This window comes from Asanoa sp. NPDC049475 (assembly GCF_040676915.1).
Lineage (GTDB): Bacteria > Actinomycetota > Actinomycetes > Mycobacteriales > Micromonosporaceae > Asanoa.
Genome location: NZ_JBFAPY010000014.1, coordinates 36206 through 60461 on the forward strand (window position 1 = coordinate 36206; position 24256 = coordinate 60461).

Sequence of the window (24256 nt, forward strand, 5' to 3'; positions counted from 1 at the left end):
TGGCTGTCGGGCTTAACGGGTCAAGGCCCTTAGACTCGTTAGGGTGTTGAGCGTCGAACTGCGACCCGCCCGCCCGATCGCCCACGCCCTGGGCGGCAGGCTGTCGCTGGCCCTGGTCAACAGCGTGCTGTGGCGGCGGTCGGCCGACCCGATCGAGCGCATCACGGACTACCCCGCGCTGGCCGGCTACCTGCGCGACGCGGGCGGGCTCGACGACGCCGCGCTGACCGACCTGGAGGCCGGTGCCGCCGCCGACCCCGCCGGTGCCTCGGCGGCCCTGGATCGGGCGCTGGCGCTGCGCGAGGCGCTGTTCCGGCTCTTCTCCGCGGTCGCGGCCGGCACCGAGCCGGACGGGAGTGACATCGCCGTGCTGGACCGGGTCTTCCGGGCCGGCATGCGCCAGATCCGCGTGGGAGTCGGGGAGGGTCGCGGCTACCGGCCGGGCTGGACGGGCCTCGACGTGCCGTCCTGGGAGGCGGCCGCCGACGCCGTGGCCGTGCTCGGCTCACCGGACGCCCCACCGCTCAAGCAGTGCCCGGGCGAGACCTGCGGCTGGCTGTTCGTCGACGAGAGCCGCAACCACAGTAGACAGTGGTGCGACAGTCGGATGTGCGGCAACCGGGCCAGAGCGCGCCGGCACTACCACAAACAGCGCGCGGGAGCTTAGATCGCGTCCACCAGTCGGCTGCGCAGCGGCGCGGCGCGGTCCGCGAAGGCGCGCTGGGCGGCGGCGTACTCGGCGCGGCCGGCCGGGGTCTCGATCCGCACCGGCGGGTAGCCCAGGTCGGCCAGGTCGTACGGGCTGGCCCGCATGTCCAGCGTGCGGATGTCGCGAGCCAGCGCGAAACAGTCGGCTACGAGCTCGCTCGGCACCAGCGGCGAGAGCTTGTAGGCCCACTTGTAGAGGTCCATGTTGGCGTGCAGGCAGCCGGGCTGCTCGAGCTCGTGCTGCAGCTCCCGGGTCGGCGTCAGCACGTTGAGCGGCCGGGCCGGGGCGGTGAAGAACCGGAACGCGTCGAAGTGGCTGCAGCGCACCCCGCGCTCCTCGACGACGGTCGCGGTCTCGGCGGGGGAGAGGCGCAACGGCCAGGCGTCGTGCCGTACCTCCTGCTGGGTCTGGCGGTAGACCATCGCCCACTCGTGCATGCCGAAGCAGCCGAGCTGGGCGGGGCGGGCGGCGGTGCGGGTGAGCAGGGTGCGGATCCAGGCGATCGAGTCGGCCCGGCGCGCGCGTACGGCTGCGGAGTCGACGGTCACCCCGGCGGGCCGGGCGACGTAGTCGCGACCCAGGTCCTCGACTGTGGCGTCGGCCAGGAACACCCCGGCCCCGGGGTGCCAGCGGCGTAGCTGGGCGGGCCGGTGGGAGTAGTAGGTGAACAGGAAGTCCTCGACCGGATGCCGCCGGCCGGCCTTGCGGCGGCTCAGGTGCGGCCCGATCCACCCGTCGACCCGCTCCTCGTGCGCGAGCCGGCGGGCAACCCAGGCGGGGCGCTCCAGAACCGTCACGCGCCCCAGCCTAGCCAGCGGTGGCGCCGCGCCCTCCGTGCCCGCGGCGCCACCGTCGGCCCGAACGCGGGTCAGCCACCCAGGGCGGACCGGATCTTGTTGATCATGGTCATCTCGTTGTCGCTGACGCCACCCTGCGCCTTCGCGACCTGGTCACAGGCGTTCATGATGGTGTTACGGAAGTTCTGCTGGTCCTGCGGCGACTTCGACAGGATCTGCATCGACTGCTGCAGCCCCGACATGACGTTGCTCTCCATGTCGGCCGACGAGCCCTTGGGCATCTTCGGCATGCCGCCGCCGCCCTTGAAGATTTCCTGCATCTCAGGGGAGGCGCCGCGGAGCGCCTTCGAGCCCGCGATCATCTCCTTGATCGTGCCCATCATCCCCGGGTCGGACTTCGAGACGAGCATCATCGCGCCCATCGCCGAGTTGCGCAGGGTGTCGCGCTCCTGGTCGGTGTAGCGCATAGTTTTGTCAGTCATGCCCAGATCCTGGCTCGGCCGGATGCCCCCGGGTGCGTAAACCGAGCAAGGTCTATAGGTCGGCTTTGCGGCCCAGCCCGCCGTACCATCCCGCCGGCACGACCGGCTCCGGCGGCGCGGCCGGGTGCCATCGGTCGGCCGCCACCAGCCCCGGCCCGACCAGCCCGAAGCGATCGAAGATCCTGGTGATCTCGGCCCGGCTGCGGGGACGCAGCGTCAACCCGGCGGCCGCGTAGAGGTCGGTCACCCGGGCCGCCCGCTGCGGTGACTGGTCGGCGCTGGCGTGGCTGATCGCGAGATAGCTGCCGGGCGCGACATGGTCGTAGATCGCGGCCGCACCGGCCGCCGGCGCCTCGACGTCGGGCACCAGGTGGTAGACGGCCAGGGCCAGCACCGCGACCGGGCGTGCGAAGTCGATGTAGTGGCGCACGTCGCGGTGCCGCAGGACGAGCTCCGGGTCGCGCACGTCGGCCTGGACGACGGTGACGTCGGGGTTGCCGACGACGCCGATCCTGTTGTGCAGCACGGCCAGCGGGTCGATGTCGACGTAGACCACGCGACTGCCGCAGGCCATCTGGTGGGTGTTGCGGTCGGTCGGCAGGCCGGCACCGAGGTCGAGGAACTGCCGCACACCGAGGTCGACCAGGTGGCGCACCACGCGCCCCAGGAACGCCCTGCTGGCGCGGGCGGCCTGCGGCACCTCGGGACAGGCGGCCGTGACCGCGTCGGCCAACCGCCGGTCGGCCGCGCCCGCCCGGTCGCCACCGAGGTGGTAGTCCCACATGCGGGCCACATTGGGTTGCTCGTAACGCACCAGGACCTCCCCGTCCCCGGCACTTAGCATGCCAAGGGAGCCGCCGGAAGTGGGGACACCGTGTGCGACGGCTAAGTTTGGGATGTGCGTATCGCTTTGTTCGCCCATTCCAACGGGCAGTCGTTCGGTGTCGTCGAGGGTGAGACCGGCGCGGGGCCCGACGCGCTGACCGTGGCCGAGATCGAGGGCCTGCCGTTCGGCGACATCAAGTTCACCAACCGGCGCTGGGCGCTGGCCGACGTGCGGCTGCTGCCGCCGATGCTGCCCCGCAAAATCATCGCGGTGGGCCGCAACTACGTCGAGCACGCCTCCGAACTGGGCAACGAGGTGCCCAAGGAACCGCTACTCTTCCTCAAGCCGCCGTCGTCGGTGATCGGGCCTGGCGACGCGATCGAGCTGCCGATCCAGTCGAAGCAGGTGGAGCACGAGGCCGAGCTCGCCGTCGTGATCGGCCTCCAGGGCGCCCGCCGGGTCGACCGGGCCGGGGCCGAGCGGGCCATCTTCGGCTACACCGCCGCCAACGACGTGACCGCGCGTGACCTTCAGCGCACCGACGGGCAGTGGACCCGGGCCAAGGGATTCGACACCTTCTGCCCGATCGGCCCGTGGATCGTCACGGACCTCGACGTCAGCAACCTGGAGGTGCGGTGCGAGGTCGGCCGTCCGCCCGAGGAGCTCGAGGTGCGGCAGCTGGGCAACACCCGGGACATGGTCTTCGACATCCCGACGATCGTGTCGTACGTCTCGCACGTGATGACCCTCGGCCCGGGTGACATCATCCTGACCGGCACTCCCGCCGGCGTCAGCCCGATCCTGGCCGGCGAGACGGTGTCGGTGCGGATCGAGGGCATCGGCGAGCTGACCAACCCGGTCACCGCCATCGACTGAGATCGAAGCGGGGGTGGCGGATTTGTTCGTCGCCACCCCCTCCGGTAAAGTTCTCACTCGGCGCTTCCGAGCGCCAATGGGGTATGGGGTAATTGGCAGCCCAACTGATTCTGGTTCAGTTAGTCTAGGTTCGAGTCCTGGTACCCCAGCAACGATGCCGACATGGCACCGGCGCTGGACTCTGGTAGAGTTCCGCTCCGTCGCCACAGCGACATCGGAAGTCCTGGCCCCGTCGTCTAGCGGCCTAGGACGCCGCCCTCTCAAGGCGGTAGCGTGGGTTCGAATCCCATCGGGGCTACAGAGCACCCCTCGAGCAATCGGGGGGTTTTGCTTTTTCCAAGAGCCAGATCAAGAGCTGGCTTTCCCGGGTCCGCAGTGGCTCGGACCGTTGCTCCCGCCGGTGATCACTCCGCTTCGCTCCGTTTGCCAGGTCCGCGGTTGGTCGCCGATCTGTCCACTGTGGGTCGGCCGCCGACGGCGGCCGACCATCGTCGGTCTAGAGCCCGGAGAGGCGTTGGCCCGCTCGGACCACGGCCATGGCGTGACGGTCGCCGGGGCGGCGGCCCAGGCGCTCTATGGGGCCGGAGACGCTGATCGAGGCGATCACGCGGCCCGTGCGGTCGCGGATGGGTGCTGAGACGCTGGCCACGCCCGGCTCGCGCTCGGCGACGCTCTGGGCCCAGCCTCGACGCCGGACCTCGGCCAGCGTGCGGCCGGTAAACTTGCAGCGGGGCAGCAGGGGCATGACCGCCTCCGGCGGCTCCCAGGCGAGCAGGATCTGGGCGGCCGAGCCGGCCGTCATCGGCAGCACCGAACCGACCGGCACCGTGTCGCGCAGGCCACTGGCGCGTTCCGCGGCGGCGACACAGATCCGCTCGTCCGCGCGGCGCAGATAGAGCTGGGCGCTCTCGCCGGTCGCGTCCCGCAATGCGGACAGCAGCGGCTCGGCGGCGGTGAGCAGCACGTCAGGCGCCGCGTTGGCCAGCTCGCCCAGGCGTGGGCCGGGACGCCAGCGGCCCTGCGTGTCGCGCACGAGCATGCGATGGATCTCCAACGCCTGCGCCAGACGGTGTGCGGTGGCCCTCGGCAACCGGGTCCGCTCCACCAGTTCGGCCAGGCTGGCGCCGTCGACACAGGCCGCGAGGATCACCACCGCCTTGTCGAGGACGCCGACACCGCTCATACTGTGTCCCACAAGCCGAAACATACCTCCCAGAATTTAGGATGTCCAGATGGTGGGAGTCACTCCGAAGCCAACGTCGCCGAGGACCCTGGCCGAGAAGGTCTGGGACGCTCACGTGGTGCGATCCGCCGAGGGTGAGCCGGATCTGCTCTTCATCGACCTGCACCTGCTGCACGAGGTGACCAGCCCGCAGGCGTTCGACGGGTTGCGCGCCGCCGGGCGCACGGTGCGGCGCACGGATCTCACCCTCGCCACCGAAGACCACAACACGCCCACGGGTTACAGCAACCCGGCGTTCAACCTCAGGCGCGGTGACCCGCTGACGATCGCGGACCCGACGTCGCGCACCCAGATCGAGACGTTGCGCCGCAACTGCGCCGAGTTCGGCATCCGGTTGCACCCCCTGGGCGACGACAACCAGGGCATCGTGCACGTCATCGGGCCGCAGCTCGGCGTCACCCAGCCCGGTCTGACCATCGTGTGCGGCGACTCACACACGGCCACACACGGCGCTTTCGGCGCTCTGGCCTTCGGCATCGGCACCAGCGAGGTGGAGCACGTCCTCGCCACCCAGACGCTGCCGCAGTCGCGCCCGAAGACCATGGCCGTCAACGTGGTCGGCGACCTCGCGCCCGGCGTCACCGCCAAAGACCTTGTGTTGGCGCTGATCGCACAGGTCGGCACCGGCGGCGGCCGTGGCCACATCGTCGAGTACCGGGGCCAGGCGATCCGCGACCTCTCCATGGAGGGGCGCATGACGATCGCCAACATGTCGATCGAGTGGGGCGCCAAGGCCGGCATGATCGCGCCGGACGAGACCACCTACGCCTACCTCAAGGGCCGGCCCTACGCGCCGCAGGGAGACGCCTGGGACGCCGCGCTGGACTACTGGCGCAGCCTGCCGACCGACGAGGGCGCGGTGTTCGACACCGAGGTGACCCTCGACGCCACGCGGATCAGCCCGTTCGTCACGTGGGGCACCAACCCCGGCCAGGGCGTGCCGCTGGACGCCTCCGTGCCCGCGCCGGAGGACTTCGCCCTCGAGGGCGAGCGGGCGGCGGCCACCCGGGCACTGGAATACATGGCGTTGACGCCCGGCACCCCGATGCGCGACCTCACCGTCGACGTGGTCTTCGTCGGCTCGTGCACCAACGGGCGGCTGGAGGACCTGCGCGCCGCGGCCGAGGTGATCCGCGGCCACCGGGTCGCCGACGGCGTGCGGATGCTCGTCGTGCCCGGTTCCGCGGCGGTCCGCGAGGCGGCCGAGATGGAGGGCCTCGACAAGGTCTTCTCCGACGCGGGTGCGGAGTGGCGGTTCGCCGGCTGCTCCATGTGTCTGGGCATGAACCCCGACACGCTCTCGCCCGGCCAGCGCTGCGCCTCGACCTCCAACCGCAACTTCGAGGGCCGCCAGGGTCGTGGCGGCCGCACCCACCTCGTTTCGCCTCCAGTCGCCGCCGCCACCGCCGTCCGCGGCCGGCTGGCGTCGCCGGCGGACCTGTGACGTCGGCGACAACAGGAAGAGAAGAGAAGATGGACAAGTTCACCGTGCACACCGGCACCGCGGTCCCGCTGCGGCGGTCCAACGTGGATACCGACCAGATCATCCCGGCGGTGTACCTCAAGAGGGTGACGCGCACCGGCTTCGCCGACGGCCTTTTCTCCGCCTGGCGCGAGGACCCGTCGTTCGTGCTCAACGACGAGTCCTTCGCCGGGGGCACCGTGCTGATCGCCGGTCCCGAGTTCGGCACCGGGTCATCGCGTGAGCACGCCGTGTGGGCCTTGCGCGACTTCGGTTTCCGCGCCGTCGTGTCGCCCCGGTTCGGCGACATCTTCCGTGGCAACGCTCTCAAGGAGGGTCTGCTGCCGGTCGAGCTCGAACTGCCGGCTGTGGAAGAGCTGTGGGCATTGGTCGAGGCCGAACCCACCACACAGGTGACGGTCGACCTCGAGAAGCGGGAACTCCGTGCGGGTGACCACGTTTGGGCGTTCCCGCTCGACGACTTCAGCCGTTGGCGGCTACTCGAAGGGCTTGACGACATCGGCCTGACCTTGCGTCATGAGGCGGAAATCACGCAGTATGAGCAGCACCGACCGGCGTTCCTGCCGGCTATCGGCTAGCTCTTTGTCGGCCACACGGCCGGTCCCAGGCGCTAATTCGCCCCCTCCGGACTCCACCGGAGGGGGCGAATCCGTTACGACACAACGCCTTTTTTCGGCGAGATGTTTGTGTACCGATGACAATGGGCATACGGTGCGCGCAGAATGGCTCGCGTTGAGGCCATGCAAACATCGGAGGGAAGTTGTGAACAAAGCCGAGCTCATCGAGGCGCTCGCCGCTCGCCTGGGGGACCGGAAGACGGCGACGGCGGCGCTCGACGCGGTCCTCGCCGAGGTCCAGCAGGCGGTCACCAAGGGAGACCGGGTGGCCATCACCGGTTTCGGTGTCTTCGAAAAGCGCGTGCGCGGTGCCCGAACAGCCCGTAACCCGCGCACCGGCGAAGCGGTGAAGGTCAAGAAGACGTCCGTCCCGGCATTCCGCGCCGGTGCGGGCTTCAAGGAGATGGTCGCTGCCGGCCGCGTGCCGAAGGCCGCTGCCGCCAAGAAGACCACCGCCAAGGCGACCGCCGCCAAGTCGACCGCGGCCAAGTCGACTGCGGCCAAGGCCACCACCGCCACGAAGGCGGCGGCTGCCAAGAAGACCGCCACCGCGACGAAGAAGGCCGCTCCCGCCAAGACGGCCGCCAAGTCGACCGCGGCGAAGACCACCACCGCCCGCAAGGCGGCGACCGCCAAGAAGACCAGCAGCGCGGCTGCCAAGAAGACCACCACGGCACGCACCACCGCCGCGGCCAAGAAGGCCCCGGCCCGGAAGGCGCCGGCCAAGAAGGCCCGCTGACCTGACGAGACGACGAAGGCGCCCACCGGAGCTCGGTGGGCGCCTTGGTCTGTCCGCACCGGTCCGCTGTGGACCGGTGCCCGACCAGCCGTAGACGCGGGTCGGTGCGCTAGCGAGAATGTCTCGGGTGCGCCGTCCCTTTCTTACCGCCACCGGGATCGCCCTCGGTGTGATCCTGCTGACGGACGTGCTGCGGGTGTGGCTTCCGTCGATCATCACCATCTTCGGCCAGGCCGCGTCGACGCCGGCCGAGCTGATGGGTGGCTTCGCGCTGCTGTGGTTCGCCGGCGCGTTCGCGGTCGTGCCGTTGCTGCGCCCGTTGGGGCCACGCGGTGTGGCGCTCGTCGCAGGGCTCGCACTCGCCGGTTGCCGGATCGGTCTGCTCGCCACGGACGGTGGGCAGCCACAGCTCTATCTCGCCAGCGCCGGTCTGCTGGCCGGTCTCGTCTGGCTCGCCGCGATCGCGGTCAGCGGCGCGCAACCCGTGCCAGGCCTGGTTCTCGGGCTCGCGGCCGGCACCGCCCTGCACGCGGCCGCCGGCACGTTCGACCTGACGTGGCGCGGTGGGGCGCTCGGATGGTCGGCGACAACCCTGCTGTGCCTGGCATTCGGCGCTCTGTTGCCGGCATTGACCAATCACACCACCGGATCCGTGCCTGGCCCCGCGGCGTGGTTCGTCGTCGGACCCGTCCTGCTGCTGTGGACGATGGTCGCGGGCTCGCCGGCACTGGCCGGCACCGCCCTCTCCTACGCGCTCGGCGAGGAGTCGGGGATCGCCGGCCCCGGCCCCGGTTCGGCGGTCCCGCTCGCGGCACTGGCGGCGTTGTCGGTCGGTCTCCTCGCCGCGGGTGCGTCGCTGCCGCGGCCTTCCCTCCTGGTCGCGATCGCCGGATTGGTCACGCTCGGGGTCGGCACAGCCACCTTCGGGCTGTCCTGGGGATCCAGTCTGCTGCTGGCGATTCCGGCTACCGCCCTGGGGCTGGGCCTGTTGCTGTGCGCCGCCGGCTGGCGCACCTCCGACCCGGATCCGGCGACCGGTGCGCGCCGGCGTGGCTTCGCGGCGGTCGGTGGACTGACCGTGTTCGCCGTCGCAGCCGTGCTCTACTACGCCTCATATGACATCGGCTACCCCAACGAGTGGGTGCCGCCCGCGGTCGCGGCCGTCGTCGCGGTTGTCGCCGGACGACCGCCGTACCCCCGCATGGGCATCGACCGCTCCTGGTCCTGGACCGGCGTTCCGGTGGCGGTGGTGGTCACCCTGTCGGCCGCACTGCTGATGCCGGCCGGCACGGGGCGAACGAGCGGCCCGGCGGCGCCCGGCGCGATCCGGGTGGTGGCCTACAACATCCGGATGGGCTTCGGTCTCGACGGCCGGTTCGACCTGGCCGGGCTCACCGCCGCGATCGAGGCGCAGCGCCCTGACGTGGTGTTGCTGAGCGAGGTCGACCGGGCGTGGCTGCTCAACGGCGGCCACGACACGCTCGCGCTGCTCGCGCACCGGCTCGAGATGCCGTTCCGCTTCGCACCCGCCGCCGACGCGGTCTGGGGAGACGCGGTGCTGACCCGCCTTCCCGTGGTCTACACGGCGACCACCCGGCTCCGGGCGGTGGGCGCGCCAACCGGCGCTCAGGCGCTCGGCGTCGTGGTCGACGTCAGCGGCACGGAGGTGGCGGTCGTCTCGACGCACCTGCAACCGCCGCCGGACGGCGGGCCGCTGAGCCAGGCGCGTGAGGTCGCCGCGTTCGCGCGTGGCTTCGCCGCAGGCCGGCCCCTGGTGGTCGGAGGGGACCTCAACACGCAGCCGGGCGACCCGGCCTTCGCCGCGTTCACGGACGTCGGGCTGGTCGACGGGTTCGCCGCCGACCGTCCACTGCTCACCTCGCCGGCCGACGCGCCCCGGGAGCAGATCGACCACCTGCTGGTGTCGCCGTCGATCGGCGTGAGCGAGGTCGTCGCGCCCCGGACCGAGGCGTCCGACCACCTCCCGGTGGCGGCCACCCTCAAGGTCTCCTGAGACACCCGTCGCGCCCGCTCAGATCCACCAGATTGCGATCGGCTCGCCCGAGGGTGGTCCAGCCAAGGATCAGAGGCGGTCGGCGGCGAGAGCGCCTTCGGCGGTGAAGGCGACGAGCCAGCCGCCGCCCTTGGGGGTGTGGTAGTCCGCGGACGGTCCCGTGCCCAGCAACCGGGACAGGGCGCCCGGCATCACCTTGCCCTGGCTGCACGCGACGAAGTCGCTGCCCTCGGCGGCGAGCTCGGCCAGCCGGCCGGCGGTGGAGAGGGCCTTCTCGTCCGGGTCCTGGCCCGGTTTGGGCTCGTCGAGGGCGGAGTCCGCGACCACCGGCAGGTCGAGCAGCGCGCCCAGCGGCTCGATGGTCTGCACGCAGCGCAGCGGGGTGGCCGACACCAGGTGGGCCGGCCGCACCAGGGCCAGCAGCGGGGCGAGCTCGGCGGCCCGGTCGCGGCCCGGCCGGTCCAACGGCCGCGCGGAGTCCGGGCCGGACCAGGTGCTCCGCTTGCCGGCGTGGGCGTGCCGGACCAGACCGCAGACGGCGGTGACGGGTGGCAGCGCGGCGAAGTCCCGCACGACCCCGGTGTCGTGCGAGTAGGAGAGCAGCGCGAGCGCGTCGTCGACCGAGAGCCAGCGGGTCTCGTTGACCTCGTCGGAGTCCTCGACCAGCGCGGGTTCCTCGCTGGAGTAGCGCATCGACCAGTAGTCGACGGTCTTCGGGAAGCCCTCCCGCACCGTGTAGCGCACGCCGGGCAGACGGACCTGCGGCACGGCGTGCACACCCGTCTCCTCGGCCACCTCACGCACCGCCGCGGCCAGCGGATGCTCGCCGGCCTCGAGCTTGCCCTTGGGCAGGGACCAGTCGTCGTACCGCTCGCGGTGCACGAGACAGATCTCCACGCCGCGCCGCGCCGGCCGCCACACCACGCCGCCGGCGGCGCGGATCACGGCAACCATCGTGTCCTCGTCGGCTCCGCGGCGACCGCCCACGCCTCGGGGAAAGCGGCCCGGACAGCCCGGATCGACGCCCGCTCCCGTTCGTAGAGCCGGCCCGCGATGACCGCGAGGTCGGTGTCGCCGGGTGACCCGGCGGCCAGCGCAACCCAGGTGTCGGCGGCGACCGCGGCGTCCTGGTGCTCGCCCAGCAGGTTCTGCACCTTGCCCAGCGCCTTGGCCAGCTTGGCGGCCGGTCCGCCGATCACGGAGGCGACCGCGTCGACGGCGTACCGCGCCCGCTTGCCGTTGATCCGCACCGCGTGCCAACGCTCGTCGGCGGCCAGCGGGTCGAGGTCGGCGGCGCCGTCGACGCCCTTCGCGCCGTAGGCCAACCGCCGCCAGGGCTTGGCGACCATGCGGGGGAGCAGCCGCAGCGCCGGCTGGGCCGCGGTCGGTGCGACCCGTGGCTCGCGGGCCGCGTCGACGAGCAGCTCGAGCAGCGCGTGGTAGCGGGCGCCGCGCAGCGCCTCGTCGACGTTGGCCAGGGCCTGTCGCTGCCGGGCGTCGAGCGCCTCGTCGAACTTGGCGACGGCGGCCGGGTCGACCGGGCAGAGGGGGTCGGCGTTCGCGGTGTGCTGGAGGCGCTCGCGGAGCACCTCGGCGTCGCGCGCCTCGCCGAGCACGCCGGCGATCCAGCGGAGCTCGTCGCGGATCCGGCCGACCCACTCGCGGTCCAGCAGCGCGGCGAAGGTACGCAGGTCGCTGCGTAGCCGGCGGCAGCCCACGCGCATCTGGTGCACCGCGGTGTCGCCGTCCTCGAGCGGCTGGCCCAGCCGGACCAGCGGGTCGTGCGCCAGGATCCGGCCGACGCCGGAGCGCACGGCCGCGACCACCACATCGGCCGCCGAGGGCTGCTCGGGCAGGTCGCCCGGTGGCGTCAGGTCCGGCGGCAACGCGGCCGCCGCGCCCAGTGCCCGCACGTGTTTGGGGGTGAACTCGCCCTCCACCGCGCCGGCATCGAGCAACGCCGCGGCGACGAAGTCGAGCAGCGCGCGATCGCCGCCCTTGCGTTCCACCTCGATCTCGCGGAACGCCATCCGCACAGCCTTGCCGTCGAACACCGTGACCGCGTCGTCGGCCACCTCGGCCAGCACCGTGCCGTCGGTGTCCGTCAGGTCGTACGCGTGCCGCACTGTCTGGATCTTCGCGGCGGGAGCCAGCGCCGCGCCCCGGGACCAGGCGGTGACCAGCGCCAGCAGCTCGGCGGGAGGGTTGCCGGCACGGCCCTTGCGGGAGACCTCGTGCCGCAGGCCGGGCACCGCCGCCGGCAGCTTCACGGTCCAGGGCGCGCTGTCGCCCTTGCGGTGGCGCAGGGACACCCCGGCGCGGGCCAGCCGCAGATCAGGGGTGTCGTAGTAGGTCGCGGTGAGCGTGGCCGGCGGCGCCGAGACCACGGAGCCGCCGGCGGGGAGTCGGTCGGTCAGATCGGGCAGATGGAAGGCGTCGTCGGCGCCGAACTTGCGCTCCTCTTCGATCATCGACCTAGCCTAATCAGCTTGCCGTGCCGACGATACGGCGCAGCAGCCGGTCCTGTACGTGCTCCAGTGGCTTGTCCAAAGTGGAAGTGCGTCGGGTCCAGCTGCCGTCGCCGTGCAGCACGAACGTGTCGGCGTCGTCGCTCATCGAGGCCGTCAGCACGCTGTCGAGCTCGGCCCGCGCGACCGGGTCGGTGACCAGCACCAGCGCCTCGACCCGGCGGTCGAGGTTGCGGTGCATCATGTCGGCCGAGCCGATCCAGAACTCGGTCTCCGGGTCGTTGCCGTCGACGCCGAAGCGGAAGACGCGCGAGTGCTCGAGGAACCGGCCGAGGATCGAGTGCACGCGGATGTTGTCGGACAGCCCCGGCACGCCCGGCCGCAGCGTGCACATGCCCCGGATGATCAGGTCGACGTGCACGCCGGCCTGGGACGCCCGGTAGAGGGCGTCCACGATCTCCTCGTCGACCAGGCCGTTGGCCTTCATCTGGACCAGGCCCTGGCCGCCCATGCGGACCTTGTCGACCTCGCGGTCGATCCGCTCGATCAGCCCGCTGCGGATGCCGTGCGGAGCCACCAGCAGCCGGCGGTACGCGGTCTGCCGGCTGTAGCCGGTCAGCACGTTGAACAGGTCCGTCAGGTCGGCGCCGACCTCCGGATCGGCCGTCAGCATGCCGAAGTCCTCGTACAGCCGAGCGGTCTTGGGGTGGTAGTTGCCCGTGCCGATGTGGCAGTAGCGGCGGATCTGGTTGCCCTCCTGGCGCACGACGAGGGCCGTCTTGCAGTGCGTCTTGAGGCCGACCAGCCCGTAGACCACGTGGCAGCCGGCGCGTTCCAGCATGCGCGCCCAACCGATGTTGGCCACCTCGTCGAACCGTGCCTTGACCTCGACCAGCACCACCACCTGCTTGCCGGCGGTGGCGGCGTCGATCAGCGCGTCGACGATCGGTGAGTCGCCGCTGGTGCGGTACAGCGTCTGCTTGATGGCCAGCACGTTCGGGTCGGCCGCGGCCTGCTCGATGAACCGCTGGACGCTGGTCGAGAACGAGTGGTACGGGTGGTGCACGAGCACGTCGCCGTCGCGCAGCACGGAGAACACGCTGCGCGGCACCTCGCCCTCGACCAGCCGCGGGTGGGTGGCCGGCACGAACGGGCGGTCCTTGAGGTCGGGGCGGTCGACGTCGCCGTAGATCTGCCAGAGCGACGAGAGGTCGAGCAGGCCGCGCACGCGCAGCACGTCGCTGTCCTCCATGTCGAGCTCGCGGACCAGCAGGTCGAGCACGTGGTCGGAGATCGACGCCGCCACCTCGAGCCGCACCGGCGGACCGAACCGGCGCCGGGCCAGCTCCCGCTCCAGGGCCTGCAGCAGGTCTTCGTCGCGGTCCTCGTCGACCTCGAGGTCGGCGTTGCGGGTGACCCGGAACAGGTGGCACTCGACCACCTGCATGCCGGAGAAGAGCTGGCTCAGGTGGGTGGAGATGAGCTCCTCGACCGGCAGGAACCGGTTGGTGCGCCCGACCCGGACGAACCTCGGCACGTTGTTGGGCACCTTGACCCGGGCGAACAGCACCTGCCCACCGTCGGGGTCCTTCACCGAGACGGCGAGGCTCAGCGACCGGTTGGAAATGTAAGGAAACGGGTGCGCCGGGTCGACCGCGAGCGGCGTCAGCACCGGGAACACGTGGTCGCGGAAGTAGGTGCGCATCTGCTCGCGCTCGTCGGCGGCGAGGTCGTCCCACTGGAGCAGCTCGATGCCCTCGGCGCTGAGCTTGGGCAGCACCTCGTCGACGAAGCAGGCGGCCTGGCGGGCGACCAGGTCGGCGGTCTTCTCGGCGACGAACTCGAGCTGGGTGCGCAGCGGCATCTGGTCGCCACCGCGGACCGGCAGGCCGGCCTGGAGCCGACGCTTCAGGCCCGCGACCCGCACCATGTAGAACTCGTCGAGATTGCTGGCGAAGATGGCGAGGAACTTGGCCCGCTCCAGCAACGGCGTCGACGGGTCCTCGGCGAGGGCCAGCACCCGGGCGTTGAAGTCGAGCCACGACAGCTCGCGGTTGAGGAAGCGGTCCTCGGGCAACGGGTCCGAGCCCAGCGGCGGCACGTCGTCCGGCGGCGGGCCGTCGACGTGGTCGTTGGCGGTCGGTGGGGCCGGGTTCTCCGGTGCCGGCCCGTGCCCCGCGCGTGGTGCGCCCCGGCCGTGCGGAGCAGGGGCGCTGCGGGTCCCGGTCGGGCCGGCCACGGGCTGTTCCGCGACGGACACCAGGGCCGCATGTTCACCGGACGTGATGATCGGGAGGAACCGCCCGTCGGTTCCCCGCGGTCGTGGCATGCGTCGGCCGGGTGGTGTCTGGGTCACCCCATCATCATTACCTGATCGAGCTGAACGTGAAATGCACTTCAGTCGACTCGTGGCGGCTCAGGGCATGGTGGGGATGGTGAGGCGGGTCACCGCTCCCGATGGATCCTGCTCGATGCTGACGCGCTGGCCCAGGCGGAGCAGGCGAAGGCCCGAGGCGTCGAACGCGGCCGCCGGATAGGTGAGCTCGCTGCCGTCGTCGAGCAGCACAGTGCCGGAGCGGCTGTCCGGGTCATAGGTGGCGACGGTGCCCTGCATGCCAGCACCGTAGCCCACGAGGCGAGCGGTGTGCGGTCCCAGACCGAGCGCGGCCGCCGCGGCGAGATCGGCCGCCGTGTCCACATCGCGGCGCAGGGTGGGCCAGGCACCCTCCAGGGGCACGGCGCCCGACGCCGCGTGCGCTGCCGCGGACCCAGGACCGAACCTCGGATCCAGGGGTACGCCCGCCGGCGCCGTCAGGAGAACGGTGCCGGTGCCGGGGGAGTCGGCCGCGTACCTCCGCAGGGTGCCCGTGGTTCTCAGCGCCTCGGTGAGCTCGTGGTGGTCGAGCGCCGGCAGGTCGGCCTGCAGCGCGGCGACCGGGCGGCCGGCCGTGGCCGCCGCGCCGTGCGCGAACGCCGGGTTGAGCCCACCCCCGGCCGGCTCCGACACGGTGCGGACGCCCAGCGCGGTCAACGCCGCCGCCGCGCCCGCGTCGCCGGTGACCGCCACCACCTCGGCCACGTCGGGGGAGGCCAGCGCCGCCGTCGCGGTGTCCAGTGCCAGCGCCAGGGCGAGCGCTTCGTGCGGGACGTTCGGCAGCGCGCCGCGCAGGCGGCTTTTGCCGGCGGCGGGCGGTTTCACCGCCAGCACCACCGCCCAGTTCCCGCGCACCCGCCCATGGTGCCAGGCACGTCGGCCGTCCCTGGCTGGCCCTCCGCGCCCCGGAGCAGGCATGATTTCGCTGCGGGCCGCGCGGGCGGGCGCGGTCGGCGGTGGGCGAGGAGGCAGGGTGGCACGGCGGAGGCTCGGGTTCTGGCGACGGTTCGTGGTCGCCCTGGTCAAGCCGGTGCTGACCGGCTGGACCAAGCGCACCTGGACCGGGATGGAGCACATCCCGAGCAGCGGCGGCGCGATCATCGTGGCCAACCACCTGTCGCACGCCGACCCGGTGGTCATCGGGCACTACGTCTACGACACCGGCCGGTGGCCGAGCTTCCTGGCCAAGGCCAGCGTGTTCCGGGTGCCGGTGATCGGCTACATCATCGGCCGCTGCCAGCAGATCCCGGTCGAGCGCGGCTCGGTCGACGCCGCGCGGTCGCTGGACACGCTGGTCACTGCCGTCAAAGACGGCAGCAGCGTGATCATCTATCCCGAGGGCACCACCACCAAGGAGCCGAACCTCTGGCCGATGAAGGGCAAGACCGGCGCCGCCCGGCTGGCCCTGATCACCGGCGCACCGGTGATCCCGGTCGTGATGGACGGCCCGCAGGCGCTGTTCGACCCGCGCACCGGCAAGGTGGGCCTGCGGGCTCGGATCCCGGTGCGGGTCAACGCCGGTGCGCCGATCGACCTGAGCAGGTGGGCCGGCGCGGCACCCACCCGGGCGACCCTCGACGCGATGACCGAGACCATCATGCTGCACCTGCGCGACATGCTGGCCGACCTGCGGGGCGTGACCGATCCGCCGCCGCTGTGGTCGCCTCCGCGCAAGCCGGCCGCCCGGGCCGCGGCGCAGGACGAGCCCGCCGACACCGCGACGGGTGGTGACCTCGTATGAGTCACGTCGCCGTCCTCGGCGCCGGCTCGTGGGGCACGGCGTTCGCCAAGGTGCTCGGCGACGCCGGTCGGGACGTGACCATCTGGTCGCGCCGGGAGGCCGTCGCCGTGGGCATCCGGGAGACGGGGTGCAACCCCGACTACTTCCCCGACGTGCGCCTGCCGGAGCGGGTCACCGCCACCTCCGACGCCGGCAAGGCCATCGCCGGTGCGGAGATCGTGGTGCTCGCCGTGCCGTCGCAGACGCTTCGCGGAAACCTCGCCGACTGGCGGCCCTTCCTCGACTCCGACTCCACGCTGGTATCGCTGATGAAGGGCATCGAGCTCGGGACCACCAAGCGGATGAGCGAAGTGGTGATCGAGGCGGCCAACGTCCCGGCAGACCGGGTCGTCGTGGTCTCCGGACCCAACCTGGCACCCGAGATCGCCGCCGGGCAGCCGGCGGCCACCGTCGCGGCCGGCATCGACCTGCGCCGCGCGACGCTGGTGCAGGACGCCATCACCACGCCCTACATGCGGCCGTACACCAATGACGACGTGGTGGGTGCCGAGCTCGGCGGCGCCGTCAAGAACGTGATCGCGCTGGCCTACGGCATCGCCGAGGCGATGCGGCTCGGCGACAACATCAAGGCCACGCTGATCACCCGCGGCCTGGCCGAGACCGCCCGGCTCGGCGTCGCACTCGGCGCGGACCCGCTGACCTTCGCGGGCCTGTCCGGGCTGGGCGACCTGGTCGGCACCTGCCACTCGCCGTTCTCGCGCAACCGCACGTTCGGCGAGCGGCTCGGCCGGGGCGAGACGCTGGAGCAGGCGCAGGCGGCGGTCGGGCAGACGGCCGAGGGCGTCAAGAGCTGCCTCGCGATTCGCGACCTGGCCCACAAGAACAACGTGGAGATGCCGATCACCGAGCAGGTGGAGCGGGTCTGCCACGAGGGCGCCGACCCGCGCGAGGCGCTGACGATCCTGATGACCCGCACCACGAAAGCCGAGTGACGTGAAGGAATACGGCGACGGCACGCGGTCCGTGCACGCGGGACTGCCGCCGGCGGTCCCTGGTGAGCCCTTCCTGCCCGGGCCGGTGTTCGCGGCGCCGTACCACCTCGATCCGGCAGCCGGTCCGTCCGCGTCGCCCAACGGCTACGGCCGGCCCGACAACCGCACCCGGCGGCTGCTGGAGGCGGCGATCGGCGAGCTGGAGGGCGGCCCGACGCTGGCCTTCGCCAGTGGTCAGGCGGCCGTGACCGCGGTGCTGCTGTCGATCCTGCGGCCCGGCGACACCGTGGTGCTGCCGTCGGACGGCTACTACCCGGTGCGCGGCTTCGCCACCTCGACGCTCGCGGAGCTCGGCGTCACGGCGGTGTTCGCGCCGACCGCCGGCCCGCGGCCGGACTACACCGGCGTGCGCCTGGTGCTGGTGGAGACACCGGCCAACCCCGGCCTGGACGTCTGCGACGTCGCGGCGCTCGCCGAGCGCGCGCACGCCGCCGGCGCGCTGCTGGCCGTCGACAACACCGCGTCGACCCCGCTGGGCCAGCGGCCGCTCGACCTGGGCGCCGACATCTCGCTGGCGTCCGGCACCAAGGCGCTGACCGGGCATTCCGACCTGCTGCTCGGGTACGTGGCCACCCGCTCGCCGGAGCTGCTGGAGTCGCTGACCGGGTGGCGCAACACGACCGGCTCGATCCCGGGTGCGTTCGACGCCTGGCTCGCCCACCGTTCGCTGTTCACGCTGGACCTGCGGCTGGCCCGCCAGTCCGCCAACGCCGCCGCGGTGGTCGAGGCGCTCGCCGCGCGCTCGGACGTGGCCGCGCTGCGCTGGCCGGGCCGGCCGGGCGACCCGGCACACGACGTGGCGTCACGGCAGATGCGCCGGATCCCCGGCATCGTCGGGTTCGACCTCGGTTCGGCCGACCGGGTGGGCCGCTTCCTCGCGGCGTCCCGGCTGGTCGCGGCCGCCACGTCGTTCGGCGGGGTGCACACCAGCGCCGACCGGCGTGAGCAGTGGGGCGACGACACCGCGCCGGGCTTCGTCCGGCTCTCGTGCGGCATCGAGGACGCGGCCGACCTGGTCGCCGACATCACCGCCGCGCTCGACGCAGCCTAGTCGCGTGAGCGGCGCACGCCGCGGGAGCCGCCGCCGAGCCGGGCTCGGGGCGCGGGTGCCGGTGCCGTCCGTTTGAGGTGGTAGCGGTGCAGTTCGGAGGTGCCCTCCAGGCTCGGGTTCTCGCTCACCGAGACGAGCTCCCAGCCCTGCTCGCCGGCCCGGTTGAGGTGGGCCAGCGCGGTCTCGCCGAAGGGTGAGACGTCGAGCATCGAGCCGTCCGGCCCGTACCAGTGGAAGGTGACCTCCCAGCCGGCCGCGTCGACCCGCGCCATGCGCCGGCGCACCAGCAGCGCGTACTCCCATTTCGTCATGGGCCCGGGTGTTCCCCGTGGGGCAGGTTGGAAAACGGCGCGTACGGAGCGTGATCGCCGGACCAGCCCGCCTCCCGTGCCCCGGCAGAGTATGGTCCTGACCGTGACAAGACCTAGGAAGATCCGCGTCGCGGTCGTGTTCGGCGGCCGGAGCACCGAGCATGCGATTTCGGCCGTCAGCGCCGGGAGCATCCTGCGGGTGCTCGACCCAGACCAGTACGAGGTCATTCCGGTCGGGATCACCCGGGAAGGTCAGTGGGTGCTCACCGACGGTGACCCCAGCGCCCTCGCGATCGAAGGTGCGCGCCTTCCGGAGGTCACCGCCGCCGCCGGCACCGCGGTCGTGCTGCCGGGCGACCCGACCTCGCGCGGCCTGATGGTGGTCGAGCCGTCCGCCGGGCTGAGCGCGCTGGGCGACGTCGACGTGGTCTTCCCCGCGCTGCACGGCGCCTACGGCGAGGACGGCACAATCCAGGGGCTGCTGGAGATGGCCGGCATCCCCTACGTCGGGGCGAACGTGTTCGCCAGCGCGGCCGCGATGGACAAGGAGTTCACCAAGAAGCTCGCGGCGGCCGAGGGCATCCCGGTCGGCGACTACGTGGTGCTGCGCAACGGCGTCTCGCTCAGCGAGGCCGACAAGGAGCGGCTCGGGCTGCCGGTGTTCGTGAAGCCGTCGCGGGCGGGCTCGTCGTACGGGATCACCAAGGTCTCCGACTGGGCCGACCTCGACGCGGCCGTCGCGACCGCGCGCCAGATCGACCCCAAGGTGCTGATCGAGGCCGCGATCGTGGGCCGCGAGATCGAGTGCGGCGTGCTGGAGGCCGAGGCCGGCGGCAGCGCGGAGGCGTCCGTGCTCGCCGAGATCCGGGTGACCGGCGGGGGCCACGACTTCTACGACTTCGAGGCCAAGTACCTCGGCGAGGACTGCGAGTACGACATCCCCGCCCGGCTGCCGGAGCCGCTGACGCAGCAGGTGCGCGACTACGCGGTGCGGACGTTCGCCGCGCTCGACTGCGCCGGGCTGGCCCGCGTCGACTTCTTCGTCACGGACGCCGGCGAGGTGCTGCTCAACGAGATCAACACGATGCCAGGCTTCACCGCCACCTCGATGTTCCCGCGGATGTGGGCGGCCAGCGGGCTCGAATATCCGAAGCTGGTTGACCGGCTGATCCGCACGGCGCTGCGCCGTGGCAGCGGCCTGCACTGACCTCTTCTAGACGGCGGTGAAATACCGGCGCAGGCGCTCGGCGAGCGCGGTCACCTCGGCCGCGCCGCCGCGTGGCGCCTCGGGCGCGTAGGCGCTGTCGTGCCACGGCGTCTCGTCGGGGACGCCGCGGTGGCGCGGGAAGACGTGCTGGTGGAAGTGCGGGATGCCGCGGCCGATGACGGCGGAGAACACATGCTCCGGGTCGAGCTCGGAGCGGATCGCGATCGCGGCCCGGCGCGCGACCGAGCCGACCGCCGCGGCCTCCACATCGGTCAGGTCGTCGAGGTGCGGCGCGTGCCGCAGCGTCTCGACGAACAGGTAGCCGAGCAGGACGCCGTCATCACCCGGCGAACCGTGCGAGACGGCGACGAGGTCATCGCGCCAGATCTCGGGACCGACCAGCGGACCCTCGCCGCGGTGCTTGGCACAGATGAGACAGTCATCCATGCCTCGGCAGGCTAGCCCTTCTCGAGGTATTCCGCGCGCTCCTCGTCGACGAGCAGGGCGATCGACCGGGCGAGGGCGGGGTGTGCCGTCAGCTCCGGGTCCTCGGAGACCAGGTCGATGGCCTCCTGCCGGGCCTCGCCGATCAGCTTCTCGTCCTTGAGCAGTGAGAGCAGACGCAGGTGGGAACGGCGGCCCGACTGGGTCGCGCCGAGCACGTCGCCCTCGCGGCGCTGCTCGAGGTCGAGCTCGGCCAGCTTGAAACCGTCCGTCGTCGACGCCACCGCGTCGAGGCGCTCGCGGGCCGCGGAGCCTTCCACCGCCTCGGTCACCAGCAGGCACAGCCCGGCGGCGGAGCCCCGGCCGACCCGGCCGCGGAGCTGGTGCAGCTGGGAGACGCCGAACCGGTCGGCGTCCATCACGATCATCACGGTGGCGTTCGGCACGTCGACGCCGACCTCGACCACCGTGGTCGCCACCAGCACGTCGAGGTCGCCGGCCGCGAACGTGCGCATGACCGCGTCCTTCTCGTCGGCCGGCAGCCGGCCGTGCAGCACGCCGATCCGCAGTCCGTGCAGCGGACCCTCGGCGAGCAGCGGCGCCACCTCGGTCACGGCGAGCGGCGGCCGGCGGGCGCTGCCGTCGTCGTCGGGCGGCGGCTCGTCGGCGTCGGAGGCCGCGCCGTCACCGATCCGCGGGCAGACCACGTAGGCCTGGTGACCCGCGTCGACCTCTTCGCGCAGCCGGCGCCAGGCCCGGTCGAGGAAGGCCGGCTTGTCGGCCGCGGGCACGACGTGCGAGGCGATCGGGGAGCGGCCGCCGGGCAGCTGGTCGAGGATCGACACCTCGAGGTCGCCGTAGACCGTCATCGCCACCGTGCGAGGGATCGGCGTCGCGGTCATCACCAGCGTGTGCGGCGGCTGGTCGGCCTTGGCGCGCAGCGCGTCGCGCTGCTCCACGCCGAAGCGGTGCTGCTCGTCGACCACCACCAGGCCGAGGTCGTTGAACTCGACGCTCTCGTAGAGCAGGGCGTGGGTGCCGACCACGATGCCGGCCGCGCCGGAGGCCACCTCGGCCGCCGCCGCCCGCCGCGCCGCCGCCCCGAGCGACCCCGTGACCAGCGCGATCTGGGTGCCGGCCGGGTCACCGTCGAGCTCGCCGGCGCGGCCGAGCGGGCCGAGCAGGGCCGAGATCGACCGGTGGTGTTGCGCGGCGAGCACCTCGGTCGGCGCCAGGAGCGCGGCCTGGCCGCCGGCGTCGACGACCTGGAGCATCGCCCGCAGCGCGCACACCGTCTTGCCGGAGCCGACCTCGCCCTGGAGCAGCCGGTGCATGGGGTGGCTGGTGGACAGGTCGGCGGCGATCTCGGTGCCGACGCGGCGCTGGCCCTCGGTCAGCTCGTACGGCAGCCGGGTGTCGAACGTGGACAGCACACCCTCGGGCCTGGCCGGGCGCGGGCGGGCCGGCAACGCGGTCGCCTGGACCTTGCGGCGCACCAGGGTGAGCTGCACCGCGAACGCCTCGTCCCACTTGAGCCGGCGGCGCGCCTTGTGCAGGTCTTCGCGGGAGCCGGGGCGGTGGATCTCGCGCAACGCCGTGTCGAGTGGGAGCAGGCCGCGGCCCGCGCGCACGGTCGCCGGCAGCGGGTCTTCGACGGGGGCGAGCGTGTCGAGCACGACCCGGACGCAGCGGGCGATGGTCCAGGTGGGCACCGAGCCGGCGGCCGGGTAGACCGGGATCAGTGCGCCGGCGAACTCCTCGATCTCCTCGGAGGCCTCGCCCTCGTCGCCCAGCAGCACGTAGTCAGGGCCGTTGAGCTGGCGCTTGCCGCGGAACTCGGTGACCTTGCCGGCGAACAGCCCCCAGCGGCCGGGCCGCAGGTCGCGCTCGCGCCACGCCTGGTTGAAGAAGGTCAGCGTGAGCATGCCGCCGGTGCCGTCCTCGACCAGCACCTCGAGGAGCCGGCCGCTGCGCTGCCGCATCGGGCGGGTGGTGGCCCGCCGCACCTGGCCGAGCACGGTGACGTCCTCACCGACCGACAGCGAGCGGATGTCGGTGTGCTCGCCACGCTCGTCGTAGCGGCGGGGGAAGTGATAGACCAGATCGCCGACGGTACGGAGGTCGAGGTGCTTGTCGAGCGCCTTGGCGGTCTTGTCGCCGAGCACCTTCTTCAGCGGCTCGTCCAGTGTGGTCATTCGACACCCACCAGCAGCGGATAGTGCGGATGCCCGCCGGCGAAGACGTGCACCTCGACGAACGGCCAGTGCGTGGCGGCGTGCGCCCGGAGCTCGTCGGCCAGCCCCGCCGGCGCGTCGGCCCCGGTGATCAGCGTGACGAGCTCGCCGCCGCCGCCCAGCAGCCGGTCGAGCAGGTCGCGGCAGGTGCCGGCCAGGTCGGCGCCGATCAGGTGCACCTCGCCCTCGACGAGCGCGAGCACGTCACCGCGCCGGCACGGCCCGGCGACCGTCAACGCGTCGCGGCTGGCGTGGCAGACCTCGGCGTAGCGGCACGCGCCGGCCGCCTCGGCCATCGCGATGACGTCGTCGTCGAACTCGCGCGCCGGGTCGCGAACGGCCAGCGCCGCCAGGGCCTGCACGGGCGACCGCGTCGGCACGACCCGCACGGCGGCCGTGGACTCCCGCGCAGCCGCGGCGGCGACCGTCTGGGTGTTGGGGTCGTTGGGCAGCACGACCACGTGTGCGGCGCCGGTGGCGGTGATCGCCGCGAGCAGCTCGCGGGTGGACGGGTTGGCACGGACCACGGCGGCGCCCTCGCTCGCGAACAGCTCCGCGATGCCCTCGCCGGCGGCCACCACCACGGCGGCGCGGTCCGGCCCGCCGGCACCGATCTGCTCGGCGAACCGGGTGACGGTGATGCGGTGCGGCCGCCCGGCCTCGACACCGGCCTCGATCGCGGCGCCGACGTCGTTGACGTGGACGTGCACGTTCCAGGTGGACTCGTCACCCTCGCCGGTGCCGACCACGACGAGCGAGTCGCCGAGCTCGAACAGCCGGGCGCGCAGCTTCTCGACGGCCGGCTCGGGAGCGTCGAGCAGGAACTGCACCTCGTAGTCGAAGTCGGGCGAGCCGCTCTCCCGCGCCGCGACCAGCGGCCGGCTGGCCCGCGGCGCCGGGAGCAGCCGGGCCTCGGCCACCACCTCGCCGGTCACGACTTCGGCCAGAGCGTCGAGCACGACGCACAGCCCACGCCCACCTGCGTCGACCACCCCTGCGCGCGCGAGCGCGGGCAACTGCGAAGGCGTGCGCGCCAACGCCTCGGCCGCGGCCCGAGCAGCGGCCCGCACAACCTCAGCCAAAGACCCGGACTCGCTCGCGCTTGAGGCCGCGGTGGCGGCGGCTGCGGCCACGGTGAGGACTGTGCCTTCGACCGGGTCGGCGACCGCGTTGTAGGCCGCGTCGGCGCCGGATCGTAGGCCTCTGGCCAGGGCCGGCCCGTCGATCGCCGGCAGGGCCGAGGTGGCGTCGGCCAGCCCGCGCAGGATCTGCGAGATGATCACGCCGGAGTTGCCGCGGGCGCCGAGCAGGGCGCCGCGGGCCATCAGGCGCAGCACCTGGCCGTGGGGGGTGGCGTCGCCTTCGGCGATCGGGTCGAAGACCAGCGCCTCGTTGGCCGAGGTCAGCGTGAGCACGAGGTTGGTGCCCGTGTCACCGTCGGGCACCGGATAGACGTTGAGCGCGTCGATCTCGCTCTGATGGCGGCGCAGCGCCGCCAGGGCACCCGCGCACCAGCGGCGCAGCGCCGGGGCGTCGAGGCTCTCCAACACGCCCCGAGCCTATCGGTTGGGCCTGACAACTCCGTCGA

The 24256-nt window shown here is 72.5% G+C and carries 20 protein-coding genes, 2 tRNA genes and 3 pseudogenes; 12 read left to right on the forward strand and 13 right to left on the reverse strand.

Annotated features, from left to right (window positions below; all coding sequences use genetic code 11):
* Window positions 1–43 precede the first annotated feature (43 nt).
* On the forward strand, window positions 44–667 hold the full coding sequence (locus AB0J88_RS38055) for a CGNR zinc finger domain-containing protein (RefSeq protein WP_364358623.1): 624 nt from the start codon (window positions 44–46) through the stop codon (window positions 665–667).
* Here the strand turns inward: AB0J88_RS38055 and AB0J88_RS38060 are convergent.
* The 3 genes from AB0J88_RS38060 to AB0J88_RS38070 form a co-directional block, all read right to left on the reverse strand.
* Complete coding sequence (locus AB0J88_RS38060) at window positions 664–1515, reverse strand: 3-methyladenine DNA glycosylase (RefSeq protein ID WP_364358882.1); 852 nt, start codon at window positions 1513–1515, stop codon at window positions 664–666. The two genes, AB0J88_RS38055 and AB0J88_RS38060, sit on opposite strands and share 4 nt — an antisense overlap.
* 62 nt (window positions 1516–1577) lie before the next feature.
* On the reverse strand, window positions 1578–1988 hold the full coding sequence (locus AB0J88_RS38065; protein WP_364358620.1) for a hypothetical protein: 411 nt from the start codon (window positions 1986–1988) through the stop codon (window positions 1578–1580).
* A 52-nt stretch (window positions 1989–2040) separates the two neighbouring features.
* A complete protein-coding gene (locus tag AB0J88_RS38070) occupies window positions 2041–2802 on the reverse strand; it encodes an SAM-dependent methyltransferase (protein ID WP_364358617.1) in 762 nt (253 codons plus the stop codon).
* 84 nt (window positions 2803–2886) lie between these two features.
* On the opposite strand from AB0J88_RS38070, the gene AB0J88_RS38075 reads away from it, so the two are divergent.
* From AB0J88_RS38075 to AB0J88_RS38085, 3 genes are all read left to right on the forward strand, one after another.
* Window positions 2887–3690 (forward strand): fumarylacetoacetate hydrolase family protein, encoded by an 804-nt coding sequence (locus AB0J88_RS38075; RefSeq protein WP_364358614.1) that lies wholly within the window; start codon window positions 2887–2889, stop codon window positions 3688–3690.
* A gap of 77 nt (window positions 3691–3767) precedes the next feature.
* Window positions 3768–3839 (forward strand) — tRNA-Gln (locus tag AB0J88_RS38080).
* 76 nt (window positions 3840–3915) lie between these two features.
* Window positions 3916–3988, forward strand: a tRNA-Glu gene (locus tag AB0J88_RS38085).
* A gap of 198 nt (window positions 3989–4186) precedes the next feature.
* Here the strand turns inward: AB0J88_RS38085 and AB0J88_RS38090 are convergent.
* A complete protein-coding gene (locus AB0J88_RS38090; RefSeq protein ID WP_089254997.1) occupies window positions 4187–4873 on the reverse strand; it encodes an IclR family transcriptional regulator in 687 nt (228 codons plus the stop codon).
* A gap of 49 nt (window positions 4874–4922) precedes the next feature.
* Here AB0J88_RS38090 and leuC point away from each other — a divergent pair, with 49 nt between their 5' ends.
* From leuC to AB0J88_RS38110, 4 genes are all read left to right on the forward strand, one after another.
* The gene (gene leuC / locus AB0J88_RS38095; RefSeq protein WP_364358611.1) at window positions 4923–6377 is read left to right on the forward strand and encodes a 3-isopropylmalate dehydratase large subunit; all 1455 of its coding nucleotides are present in this window, start codon (window positions 4923–4925) and stop codon (window positions 6375–6377) included.
* 29 nt (window positions 6378–6406) lie between these two features.
* A complete protein-coding gene (leuD, locus tag AB0J88_RS38100; protein ID WP_364358608.1) occupies window positions 6407–6994 on the forward strand; it encodes a 3-isopropylmalate dehydratase small subunit in 588 nt (195 codons plus the stop codon).
* Window positions 6995–7178: 184 nt separating this feature from the next.
* Entirely contained in the window at window positions 7179–7772 is a 594-nt protein-coding gene (locus AB0J88_RS38105; protein ID WP_364358605.1) for an HU family DNA-binding protein, read from the forward strand.
* A 127-nt stretch (window positions 7773–7899) separates the two neighbouring features.
* The gene (locus tag AB0J88_RS38110) at window positions 7900–9786 is read left to right on the forward strand and encodes an endonuclease/exonuclease/phosphatase family protein (RefSeq protein WP_364358602.1); all 1887 of its coding nucleotides are present in this window, start codon (window positions 7900–7902) and stop codon (window positions 9784–9786) included.
* 69 nt (window positions 9787–9855) lie between these two features.
* Here AB0J88_RS38110 and AB0J88_RS38115 read toward each other — a convergent pair whose 3' ends face one another.
* The 5 genes and pseudogenes from AB0J88_RS38115 to cofC all read right to left on the reverse strand — a co-directional run.
* Window positions 9856–10740, reverse strand: coding sequence for an NUDIX domain-containing protein (locus AB0J88_RS38115; protein WP_364358599.1), 885 nt, complete (start codon window positions 10738–10740; stop codon window positions 9856–9858).
* On the reverse strand, window positions 10728–12257 hold the full coding sequence (locus AB0J88_RS38120; RefSeq protein WP_364358596.1) for a CYTH and CHAD domain-containing protein: 1530 nt from the start codon (window positions 12255–12257) through the stop codon (window positions 10728–10730). Before AB0J88_RS38120 ends, AB0J88_RS38115 begins: the two co-directional genes overlap by 13 nt.
* A gap of 13 nt (window positions 12258–12270) precedes the next feature.
* Window positions 12271–14334: pseudogene (locus AB0J88_RS38125) on the reverse strand (RNA degradosome polyphosphate kinase); the annotation flags it as partial.
* A gap of 336 nt (window positions 14335–14670) precedes the next feature.
* Window positions 14671–14868 carry a cold-shock protein gene (locus AB0J88_RS38130; protein WP_364358879.1) on the reverse strand — a complete coding sequence of 66 codons (198 nt, stop codon included), beginning with the start codon at window positions 14866–14868 and terminating at the stop codon, window positions 14671–14673.
* 12 nt (window positions 14869–14880) lie between these two features.
* Window positions 14881–15483: pseudogene (gene cofC / locus AB0J88_RS38135) on the reverse strand (2-phospho-L-lactate guanylyltransferase); the annotation flags it as partial.
* Window positions 15484–15601: 118 nt separating this feature from the next.
* Between cofC and AB0J88_RS38140 the strand changes: the two are divergent.
* Genes AB0J88_RS38140 through AB0J88_RS38150 form a run of 3 tightly spaced genes read left to right on the forward strand, consistent with a single transcriptional unit; the run spans window position 15602 to window position 18472 of the window.
* On the forward strand, window positions 15602–16369 hold the full coding sequence (locus tag AB0J88_RS38140) for a lysophospholipid acyltransferase family protein (RefSeq protein WP_364358593.1): 768 nt from the start codon (window positions 15602–15604) through the stop codon (window positions 16367–16369).
* Window positions 16366–17361 (forward strand): NAD(P)H-dependent glycerol-3-phosphate dehydrogenase, encoded by a 996-nt coding sequence (locus AB0J88_RS38145; protein WP_364358590.1) that lies wholly within the window; start codon window positions 16366–16368, stop codon window positions 17359–17361. Before AB0J88_RS38140 ends, AB0J88_RS38145 begins: the two co-directional genes overlap by 4 nt.
* Before the next feature lies 1 nt (window position 17362).
* Window positions 17363–18472 (forward strand): cystathionine gamma-lyase, encoded by a 1110-nt coding sequence (locus AB0J88_RS38150; protein WP_364358587.1) that lies wholly within the window; start codon window positions 17363–17365, stop codon window positions 18470–18472.
* Window positions 18473–18540: 68 nt separating this feature from the next.
* Here the strand turns inward: AB0J88_RS38150 and AB0J88_RS38155 are convergent.
* Window positions 18541–18783, reverse strand: a pseudogene (locus tag AB0J88_RS38155) (hypothetical protein); the annotation flags it as partial.
* A 103-nt stretch (window positions 18784–18886) separates the two neighbouring features.
* Between AB0J88_RS38155 and AB0J88_RS38160 the strand changes: the two are divergent.
* Entirely contained in the window at window positions 18887–19990 is a 1104-nt protein-coding gene (locus tag AB0J88_RS38160) for a D-alanine--D-alanine ligase family protein (RefSeq protein WP_364358584.1), read from the forward strand.
* A gap of 6 nt (window positions 19991–19996) precedes the next feature.
* Here the strand turns inward: AB0J88_RS38160 and AB0J88_RS38165 are convergent, their stop codons facing one another.
* From AB0J88_RS38165 to AB0J88_RS38175, 3 genes are read right to left on the reverse strand one after another with little or no spacing between them, the layout of a single operon-like run.
* Entirely contained in the window at window positions 19997–20437 is a 441-nt protein-coding gene (locus AB0J88_RS38165) for a histidine triad (HIT) protein (RefSeq protein ID WP_364358582.1), read from the reverse strand.
* An 11-nt stretch (window positions 20438–20448) separates the two neighbouring features.
* Window positions 20449–22629: an ATP-dependent DNA helicase RecG gene (recG, locus tag AB0J88_RS38170; protein ID WP_364358579.1), complete on the reverse strand. Its 2181-nt coding sequence runs from the start codon at window positions 22627–22629 to the stop codon at window positions 20449–20451.
* Window positions 22626–24218 carry a DAK2 domain-containing protein gene (locus AB0J88_RS38175; RefSeq protein ID WP_364358576.1) on the reverse strand — a complete coding sequence of 531 codons (1593 nt, stop codon included), beginning with the start codon at window positions 24216–24218 and terminating at the stop codon, window positions 22626–22628. The genes recG and AB0J88_RS38175 overlap by 4 nt, the downstream gene beginning before the upstream one ends.
* Window positions 24219–24256 lie beyond the last annotated feature (38 nt).